This is a genomic window from Streptomyces sp. NPDC001880 (assembly GCF_053594575.1).
Window position 1 is genome coordinate 1 of record NZ_JBSFET010000146.1, and the last position, 9,333, is coordinate 9,333.

General features: G+C 65.9%; 9 protein-coding genes and 2 pseudogenes. 5 read left to right on the plus strand and 6 right to left on the minus strand.

Going from position 1 to position 9,333, the window contains the following annotated elements:
- Together ACWCQ6_RS34170 and istA are read right to left on the minus strand one after the other, a co-directional pair.
- A partial coding sequence (locus tag ACWCQ6_RS34170; RefSeq protein WP_451095949.1) for an ATP-binding protein occupies nt 1-331 on the minus strand: 331 nt, incomplete at its 3' end.
- Entirely contained in the window at nt 328-1,695 is a 1,368-nt protein-coding gene (istA, locus tag ACWCQ6_RS34175) for an IS21 family transposase (protein WP_451095951.1), read from the minus strand. The genes istA and ACWCQ6_RS34170, both read right to left, overlap by 4 nt.
- Nucleotides 1,696-2,110: 415 nt before the next feature.
- On the opposite strand from istA, the gene ACWCQ6_RS34180 reads away from it, so the two are divergent.
- The 3 genes from ACWCQ6_RS34180 (at nt 2,111) to qcrB (ending at nt 4,563) form a co-directional block, all read left to right on the plus strand.
- Nucleotides 2,111-2,356, plus strand: coding sequence for a hypothetical protein (locus tag ACWCQ6_RS34180; protein ID WP_451095953.1), 246 nt, complete (start codon nt 2,111-2,113; stop codon nt 2,354-2,356).
- Nucleotides 2,356-2,655, plus strand: coding sequence for a molybdopterin-dependent oxidoreductase (locus tag ACWCQ6_RS34185; protein ID WP_451095955.1), 300 nt, complete (start codon nt 2,356-2,358; stop codon nt 2,653-2,655). The genes ACWCQ6_RS34180 and ACWCQ6_RS34185 overlap by 1 nt, the downstream gene beginning before the upstream one ends.
- 267 nt (nt 2,656-2,922) lie before the next feature.
- Nucleotides 2,923-4,563, plus strand: coding sequence for a cytochrome bc1 complex cytochrome b subunit (gene qcrB / locus ACWCQ6_RS34190; protein ID WP_451095957.1), 1,641 nt, complete (start codon nt 2,923-2,925; stop codon nt 4,561-4,563).
- Between the two features lie 9 nt (nt 4,564-4,572).
- Here the strand turns inward: qcrB and ACWCQ6_RS34195 are convergent, their stop codons facing one another.
- The 3 genes and pseudogenes from ACWCQ6_RS34195 to ACWCQ6_RS34205 form a co-directional block, all read right to left on the minus strand.
- Nucleotides 4,573-4,962, minus strand: a complete 390-nt coding sequence (locus ACWCQ6_RS34195) for a cytochrome c oxidase subunit 4 (protein WP_451095959.1) — start codon at nt 4,960-4,962, stop codon at nt 4,573-4,575.
- Nucleotides 4,959-6,602, minus strand: coding sequence for an aa3-type cytochrome oxidase subunit I (gene ctaD / locus ACWCQ6_RS34200; RefSeq protein WP_451095965.1), 1,644 nt, complete (start codon nt 6,600-6,602; stop codon nt 4,959-4,961). The genes ACWCQ6_RS34195 and ctaD overlap by 4 nt, the downstream gene beginning before the upstream one ends.
- Nucleotides 6,603-6,832: 230 nt before the next feature.
- Nucleotides 6,833-7,862 (minus strand): annotated as a pseudogene (locus ACWCQ6_RS34205) (integrase).
- Between the two features lie 320 nt (nt 7,863-8,182).
- Between ACWCQ6_RS34205 and ACWCQ6_RS34210 the strand changes: the two are divergent.
- Entirely contained in the window at nt 8,183-8,521 is a 339-nt protein-coding gene (locus ACWCQ6_RS34210) for a hypothetical protein (protein WP_451095961.1), read from the plus strand.
- Nucleotides 8,511-8,930, plus strand: coding sequence for an ankyrin repeat domain-containing protein (locus tag ACWCQ6_RS34215; RefSeq protein ID WP_451095963.1), 420 nt, complete (start codon nt 8,511-8,513; stop codon nt 8,928-8,930). Before ACWCQ6_RS34210 ends, ACWCQ6_RS34215 begins: the two co-directional genes overlap by 11 nt.
- 310 nt (nt 8,931-9,240) lie before the next feature.
- Here the strand turns inward: ACWCQ6_RS34215 and ACWCQ6_RS34220 are convergent.
- Nucleotides 9,241-9,333 (minus strand): annotated as a pseudogene (locus tag ACWCQ6_RS34220) (IS6 family transposase); the annotation flags it as partial.

Below are 9,333 nucleotides of genomic sequence, written 5' to 3' on the forward strand. Positions count from 1 at the left end.
GCGGCCCGAGCAGGGCGGCATTCGCCTTGCCGTCGACGAACGAGAGGGTGGCGAGGTCCTTGACCTTCCGCGGGTCGAGGTCTGGCTGGAACGAAAAGTCGTACTCGTCGAGCGTCTTGTGGTGCGGCAGCCGGGACAGTCGCAGGCCCTGGCGGAAGCGGCGGTCGTCACGGACGGCGAGCTCCTCGGACAGCACCAGGTCGAGGAAGTCGAGGTAGCCCATCTTCCCCTCGTCGGCCCGACGGGTGTACTCGTTGATCGTTTCGGCCAGGTGGGGCAGCCCGAGCTTGCAGGCCGTGTGGCGGATGCGGGTGGAGACCAGCTCGCTCAAGACGTCTCCCTCGTGCTCGGACGGGTGGTGAAGGGGCGGGTTCCGGTCAGCTCGTCATAGACCGACAGTGGGCGGCGGCCGACCTCGATGCGGGTGGCCGCGGCCCGGTTCAGCAGTGCCTGCAGAGGTCCTGCCTCCTCGCCCAGAGGTCGTTCACGACGGGGCCGTGGCATGACATCGCCGGTGGTGGTGCGGCGTCCCTTGCCGGTGGGCAGACCATCCCAGTGGGACTCTTCGACGACGCGGGCCCCGCGGCCGATCGCCCGGGGATGGGCGGCCAGCAGCGTCTCGCTGTCGGCGCCGGCGACGGTGGAATGCAGCATGACCTGCGACTTCGTGGCCCGGACCTCCACCAGCTGACGCGGTCGGACCTTGCGGGCGGGCACCGAGTAGAGGTTGCCGGCGAAGGCGACCAGACAGTCCTTGCCGGCCGGCCGCAGGTGCCGCTCGGCCACCAGGTACGGGGTCGGCGGCAGCGGTTTGAGGGCCACGTGGTCACGGGCCGCCCGCTCTCCGATGATCTGCTGATGGGTCCTGTGGGCCTGGGCCCGCCACTGCGGGACCCAGGTGGTGAAGGCGGCGTCCATCTCCTCGACGGAGGAGAAGGACCGGCCGGACAGGACGTGGTCGCGGACGATGAGGACCTGCCGCTCGACACGACCTTTGCCGGTGGGCCGGTAGGCGGCCAGGACATCGATGTCGAAGTCGTAGTGGCCGGCGAAGCCGACCGCTTCCGGATGCAGCGGGACCGCCTCGCCCGGGGCGACGTGCCGGCGGACGACGGTCTTGGTCCGGTCGTAGACGATCGTCATCGACACCCCGCCGAAGTGGGCAAACGCCCGGCGGTGGCAGTCGAAGAACGTCTGCAGGTCCTGGCTGGTGGTGAAGCAGCAGAACGGGTCACGCGAGTACGACAGCGTCATATGGAACGAGTAGACCTTCGGAATGCCCATGTGGGCGAGGATCTTACCCTCGTCGCCCCAGTCCACCTGGGCCTGAGCACCCGGGATCACCTCGAACCGGCGGTGCATGCCCGCGAGTTCCTTCGGCGTGATGCCGAGTTCCTCGGCGACCCTCGGGCGGGCTTCCTGAACGTAGAGCTTGACGCGCTGGTAGTTGCCGGTGAACCCGTACTCCGCCACCAGCCGCTCGTGGATCACCGCGGCCTTCATCAGGATCTCGGCCCGCAGCATCGAGTCGACCAGCGGCGCGTACTCGTCGATCACCCTCGCCTTCGACCGCCCGTTCGGCGACCGGCGCGGCGGGGTCGCCGGCCCCGGCGCCGACAGATACTTGCGGACCGTCTTGCGGTCCAGCCCGGTCTCCCCCGCGACCTCCGACAGGCTGATCGCCCCAGATTCCAACAGGCTTCGAAAACGCCGTAGTTCCAACCAACGACACGGATCCAAGACCACTGCTGACCGCCTTCCGCCGCCTCTCACCGACCAGGCAGAAGAGTGCCGAGCAGCAGGTCTCACCGCATCAACAACTGTCCCCTTTTCATCCGTACGCGGGTGGGGACGTTCACTTGTACGCCGACAACACCCCAGCCGGTGCACCGAAACCGGCCCGGGCCAGGCAGGCCACCGGGCTCGAAGAACCGCCGCCCGGCCACCCGTCACAACGTGGGCAGAGTCCTGGCCACCGGCAAGGCATACAGCCGCCCCGCCCACCACAAGCAAGGCACCAGACCCCGTCGCGGGAGCGGTACTGACACCATCGGCGGAGCCCCGTAATCTGCTCTGGCGCAGGACAGCGTGATCTTCGGTGGGGGCTCTCATGACAGGCGGCAACAGGTCCAGCACGGATATCGGCGGTCACATCGGACTGGCCGTGACGATCATTGCTTTGATCGTTGCCGCCAGCTTCTCCGGCGCTCGCTGGACTTTGATCGTTGCAGGAGGCTTCACCGCCTGGTTCATCCTCGCGCTCACCGTCATCCACATCAGGGGTGGACGCGGCAGGGAAGCAGTTCGACGGGCCTATGTCGCCACTTTCGGCTGGGGCGACTACGTCACCCCCTGATGGGGTTAAACGACAAGCTGAAGGCACTGCCCACCGCGCACGGCGCGCCGCTGCGTGTGGTCGTCCCCGGGTGGATCGGCGTCCGCAGCGTCAAGTGGCTCAAGCGCATCACCGCTCAGGCCGAACCGTCCGACAGCTACTTTGCAGTGCCACCGGGGGGCGCGAGGAGAACAGAGGCCACGACCGTGAGCAGCAACGTGCTGATGTACATGTCGGTCTGGAAATCACTGAGACCCGGGAAACGGCTGGTGAACGCGATGCCCAACAGAAACGCGAAGACGATCTGCACTCCGGTTTAAACGACCCGCAGCTCCTGCAGCAGCTCGACCAGATTGTGGTCGGCCCGCTCCGCAGGAGTGTCCAGGCGGCGGCGAGGCCCCGCATATCGCTCGCGGGGTGGGGCCGACGCACCCGCGCGGCGCCACCAGGCACGTCAGGGCCAGGTCGGCCGATCAGGTGCCGATACCGCGATTCTGCGTAGTCCCTTCGAGTAATGCGCTACCCATAACGAGCGAACCGTAACAATAAGGGGCGGGGTGGAAGGAAGATCGACGGGAGAGTGGTGCATGCCCCTGCGGAGGCGTAAGGCGCAGCTGAAGGCCCGGGCCGGGAAGACGGCGGTCAGTGGTTACGGCGCGGTGGACGGGCGCCTGCCCGTCAGCGAGCTGGCCCGGCAGTTGCTGCGCAAGGCCTTTCCCGAACACTGGTCCTTTCTCCTCGGTGAGATCGCCCTCTACTCCTTTGTGGTCCTGCTCCTCACCGGCGTGTACCTCACTCTGTTCTTCGACCCGAGCATGATGGAGAGCGTCTACACCGGTTCCTATGTGCCCCTTCAGGGGGTGAGGATGACGCAGGCCTACGCCACCACCCTCAACATCAGCTTCGCCGTGCGCGGCGGCCTGCTGATCCGTCAGATCCACCACTGGGCGGCACTCGTGTTCGTCGCTGCGATCGCCGTCCATATGCTGCGGATCTTCTTCACCGGCGCCTTCCGTAAACCGCGGGAGGCCAACTGGATCGTGGGTGTGACACTGTTCGTACTCGCGCTTCTCGAAGGATTCGCGGGCTACTCGCTGCCCGACGACCTGCTGTCCGGTACGGGCCTGAGGACGGCGGCCACCATTGTGGGGTCGATCCCTGTCGTCGGAACGTACCTGGAGCTGTTTGTCTTCGGCGGACAGTTCCCGGGCGATTCCGTGATCCCCCGTCTGTACCCCGTGCATGTCCTGCTCGTGCCCGGCCTGATCGTGGCGCTGATCACCGCTCATCTCATCCTGGTGGTCTATCTCAAACACACCCACTGGGCGGGTCAGGGGAAGACCAACGAAAACGCCGTCGGCTCACCGGCATTTCCTCACTTCACCGCGAAGACCACAGGTTTTTTCCTCATGGTGTTCGGCGTACTGACGTTGCTGGGCGCGCTCGCCCAGATCAACCCCGTATGGAACTACGGCCCCTACCGCGCCAACCAGGTCTCGGGTAACGCACAGCCGGACTGGTATGTCGGGTTCCTGGAGGGCGCGCTCCGGCTGATGCCGCCATGGGAGACCGACATTGCGGGCCACACCGTCATGTGGAATGTGTTCATTCCGGCGATCGTGCTGCCAGGCGTGGTCTTCACAGTGCTGTTCCTCTATCCCTTTTTCGAGAAATGGGTGACGGGCGACCGCAGGGAACACCATCTGTGCGACCGGCCGCGCAACCGGCCGACCCGTACGGGGCTCGGCGTGGCGGCCATCGTCTTCTACGCCGTTCTCCTGGTCGCCGGCGGCAACGACGTCGTAGCCTTCTCGTTCAGGGTTTCGGTCGAGGCCATGACCTGGATCCTCAGAACCGCGCTGATCGCCGCCCCACTCCTGGCCTTCGCGCTGACCAAACGCCTCTGCCTCGCCCTTCAGATGCGGGACCTCCATCGGCTGACCGAAGGCGAGGAGACCGGCCAGGTGACACAGTCGGTGAACGGCGATCTCTCGGAGAGCCGCCGTGGCCTGAACCCAACAGCCCGCTACCGCATCCTGATGCGTGATGTCCCGACGCCCCTGGAGCTCCCCGCGCAGGGCCCGATCTCGATTCGGCGACGGCTTCGGACCGTACTGAGCGGCTGGTACTACGGGGACCTCGTGGAACTGCCCGTCACGGAGGAGCAACGGTCCCGGATCGCGGAGCGGACGACACGGCCGGAGCCGGTCCGCGAACGCGAGGACTGAGAACCACCTTCAGTCCGGGACACGCACGTACTGGAAGACCATTCCGAACACCCCCGCCAGGACCAAGCCCAGCCCGATCAGGGACAGCCACAGACCGAACACCACTCCGATGGCGAGCAGGGCCATCCCCGCGGCTGTCAGTGACGGCCAGATGCTGTGCGGAGGAAAGAAGTCCACCGGACCGGACCGCTCGTGGATGTACCCGTCCCCGCGGTCCTCGGGGCGCAGGCCCTTCCTCCGGTAGTTGGCGGTGAAGAAGAACGTGACCAGCAACGCCATGAGGAACGAGACGGTGAGAGCCGCCGTGCCTGTCGGATCACGAGACCACACGGCGTAGAGAACATCGGTCACGAGGAAGAACCCCGCGACCCCGGCGAAGACAACGGCCTCGGTCTTCATCCGCCCGACTCCTCTTCAGCGCCCGATGCAGAGCCGGACCCGCCTCGGCCGAGGCCCGGCTTCTGCTTCTCCGGCGTGAGGGGATGGTGCAGGTCGAAGGCCGGCGAGTCGGAACGCACGCGGGGCAAAGCCCGGAAATTGTGCCTCGGCGGCGGACAGGAGGTCGCCCACTCCAGGGAACGGCCGAACCCCCACGGGTCGTCCACCTCGACCTTGGGCGCGTAACTGCTGGTGCGCCACACGTTGTACAGGAACGGCAGTGTCGACAGGCCCAGCAGAAAGGAGCCGACGGACGAGATCGTATTGAACAAGGTGAAGCCGTCCGCCGCAAGATAGTCGGCGTAACGTCGGGGCATTCCGGCCTCACCCAGCCAGTGCTGGACCAGGAAGGTCAGCTGAAAGCCGATGAACAAGGTCCAGAAATGGATACGACCGATGCGTTCATCCAGCATACGTCCGGTCAACTTGGGCCACCAGAAGTAGAAGCCGCCGAACATCGCGAAGACTACTGTTCCGAAGAGCACGTAATGGAGGTGGGCGACGATGAAGTACGAATCGGTGAGATGGAAGTCCAGCGGGGGTGAGGCGATCAGCACTCCACTGAGGCCGCCGAGGAGAAAAGTCACGAGGAAGCCGAACGCCCAGAGCATGGGTGTCTCGAACGAGATACTGCCGAGCCACATGGTGCCGATCCAGTTGAAGAACTTTACACCGGTGGGCACGGCGATGATGAACGACATGGCGGAGAAGAAGGGCAGGAGAACGGCTCCTGTCGCGAACATGTGGTGGGCCCAGACAACCGCCGAGAGCATGGTGATGCTGATCGTGGCCATCACCATTCCGAAATACCCGAACATCGGCTTCCGGCTGAACACGGGGATGATCTCGCTCACCACTCCGAAGAAGGGCAGCGCGACAATGTAGACCTCGGGATGGCCGAAAAACCAGAACAGGTGCTGCCACAGCAGCGCACCGCCGTTCGCGGCGTCGTAAACATGGGCCCCGAACTTCCGGTCGGCTTCTAGGGCGAGCAGGGTGGCGGCGAGCACCGGAAACGCGAGCAGCGCGAGGATCGAGGTGAACAGTACGTTCCAGGTGAAGATCGGCATCCGGAACATGGTCATACCCGGCGCACGCAGACAGACGATCGTAGTGATGAAATTGACCGATGCCAGGGTCGTACTGATCCCCGACAGCACGAGGCCCATAATCCAGAGGTCTCCGCCGGCGCCGGGCGAGAAGACGGCACTGTTCAGCGGTGCGTAGGCGAACCAGCCGAAGTGGGCCGCGCCGCCGGGCACCACGAATCCGGACACCACGATGATTCCGCCGAAGAGGAAGAGCCAGTAGGTGAACGCGTTGAGGCGCGGGAAGGCGACGTCGGGCGCGCCGATCTGAAGCGGCATGATGGCGTTCGCGAAGCCGCCGAACATCGGCGTGGCGAACAGCAGCATCATGATGGTGCCGTGGACAGTGAACAGCTGATTGTACTGTTCCGCGCTGACGATCTGCAGTCCCGGCCGGGCCAGTTCCGCGCGCATGAGCATGGCCAGCACTCCGGCCAGCAGGAAGAACCCGAACGCGGTGACTATGTAGAGATTGCCGATGACCTTGTGGTCGGTGGTCGTCAGCCATCCCATGAGTCTCACACCGGCATTGATGCGCTTGTTGGCCACCGGCGCGGCCGACGCGGCTTCCTGCAGGTCCTGCGCCATCAGTTCTCCGTCCCTCCCGGTTGACTCGATGGTGGAGCCTGCCACCGTGGACGGCCCGTACGACTGGCGGTGACACCTCGAGTTTCACCAATTCACCGGTTTCCGATCGGGTGTCCCAGGGGCCCTGCCTTTGCCGAAAATGTCATCCGTTGAGGTCATGCGGCATGTCGGTACTCGTGGAGAATGCCGCCGAGGCGATCGTGGCGGCATGTGTCGAGGCGGGCGATCTCGTCCGGATCAGTGATCGGCGTGGGCAGTGGATACAGCGGGCGGGCATTCGCGATGCCCTGATGCGGCCGATGGGATTTGTAGAACTGTTCGAAAGCGCGCAAGGCGTGGAGCAGATGCAGTTCATTCTCGGCATCCGGACGCCGCTGAGCACACCCTCGATGCCCGCATCGGCGAGGATCGCGTCGAACAAGGCGGGGCACTTCCCGTCCCGGTCCCGGATCAAGAACTGCGCCCGGCAGCGTGCGTCCGTTCCAGGTCCATGACGAGATTCTTCGCGGCCTGCGCCACCCAGGCGGTGGTCGGGTGTGCCGTGGCGCCCAGAATCCGGGTTCCGCCGACTGCCGTGCTCGATCACTGCGAGCACGTACATCCGTGCCCCGGACAAGGCGACCGTCTCGAAGAAATCGCACGCCAGCAGGGCGTCGGCCTGCGAGCGCAGGAAGTCCGCCCACGTGCTTGAGCTCCGTTGAGGTGACGGATCGATCCCGGCCTCCCGCAGGATCTCCCAGACCGTGGAGGGGGCCACCGTCACGCCCAGCACCAGCAGCTCGCCTTGGAGGCGCCGGTAGCCCCACGTGGGATTCCCCGTGCCAGGCGCAGCACCAGGGCACGGATGGAGCGCACGGTGCGGGGCCGACCCGGGCGCTTCGGCTTGGACTCGGCGGCGTGGCGGCGGGCGACCAGGTCGCGGTGCCCACGCAGCGCCGTGTCCGGCCGGACCAGCAGCCGCAGCCTGCGCAACACGTCCCGCGGCAGCCGGTGCAGCAGCGCCGCCAGGAACGCCCGGTCGCTCGGGCTGAACCGCACCTTCTCCTTACCGAGTTGGCGCTCCAGCACCGACAGTTGGTGGCGCAGGGCGAGGATCTCCATGTCCTTGTCCCGACCGCTCACCGGGAGCAGGCGCAGCATGGCGAACGCGTTCACCATGCCCAAGTAGGCCAGTCGCAGCAGCACGGTTGGTCATCATGCCGCGTTGATCGATAGCCGCGCGACGGCGCAGACCCGACCGACCGCGCTCGACATCCCGTACACCCCACACACCAGCTCCGACCAGGGCGGATGAGGTTATCGGCAAGCGCACCATCGGTCCACCTCACGCAAAGGTGTGAAATCACCACGCCTCGCAAGAGTCGCCCACCCCCGTGGCGACGGGCGAAGAACCGTTCCGCGCGTCAACTCCAGCCTTGAACGGCCGCGCAATCCCATCCTCTGCGCATGCCATCGTGTCCGCCGGGCGCCACCGCACCCACCCCACCAGCCGAAAGCGAGGCACCGTGAAGAAGTCCATCGCCTGCTGGACCGCAGCAGCGGCATGCGCCCTGCTTGCCCTCACAGGAACCGCCGAAGCCTCCGACGCCACCATGGCCAAGCCCAAGACGTGGTACTCCACCGCCGTCTGTGGTGTCGAGAAGATCGGAAGTGGAGACCACGGAGACAAGCAGCTCAAGGGCACTGGAAGGGGGAAGAGCAAGCCGGAGGCCGAAAAGGCCGCCCAGCGAGATGTACAGGCCCAGATCAGCAAGAAGCATGGAAAGGGGTACCGGGCGCACCACTGCACCTTCCGCAGCTCCAGGGCGGTAGGCCCCGCACCCGTGGAAACACGTGAACAATAGAAAGCGTAAGAAGCTACCGAAGCGGCTTGCCGCGGCTGCCGGTGACGGACACGTCGGCCTTCTCCAGCGACTCCTCGCCCAAGGGGCAGATCCCGACACCCGCGCCCCTGACGGAGCCACACCGCTCTATCTCGCCGCCGTCCAAGGCGAAAACCATTGCGCTGAGCTGCTCCTGGCGGCCGGGGCCTCGCCCAACGCCGAATCCCGGGGGTGGCGCAGCGGACTGCCACTTGCCGCAGCCACTGCCAAGGCGAACCTGCCCCTCGTCGAGCTGCTGCTGTGTCATGGAGCCGACCCGCACCTGCGGGAGTCGGGGGGAGGCTCGGCGCTCGACTGGGCACAGGGCTGGAGCGACGACACCGAGGAGCGGCAAACCGTCCTGGCGCGGCTGCGCAACCTCACCGTTTGAGCCGTCCCCACCGGACGGTCGGCACCTCCAGTTCGCCGAGTTGCTGCTGGGGGTGCCCCTATGTGCTTCGTCGACCCTGGCCGGGGTTGTTCACGGGGTTTGTTCTGGGTGCGCAAAGCGTGAAGTTCCCGGCGGGTCGGGTACCGTGTGGGCAAACCTGTGGTCGATATGGCGGGTGAAGTTCCACCAAGGCCGGGTAGTTAGCGTTTCCACAGGTCACGCAAGGGATTTGAAGAACTCCTGCACACAGAGCAACGGAGCTCGTTGGTACAGGCAGTCGTCCAAGACAGCTTGTACCGCAAGGAGCTCCGGGCCGCGGTCGGCGGCGGCGCAGCCCGTCGGCGTAGGCCTGGCCGAACTTCGCACACCACCGGCGGACGGTCTCGTAGGAGACGATCACGCC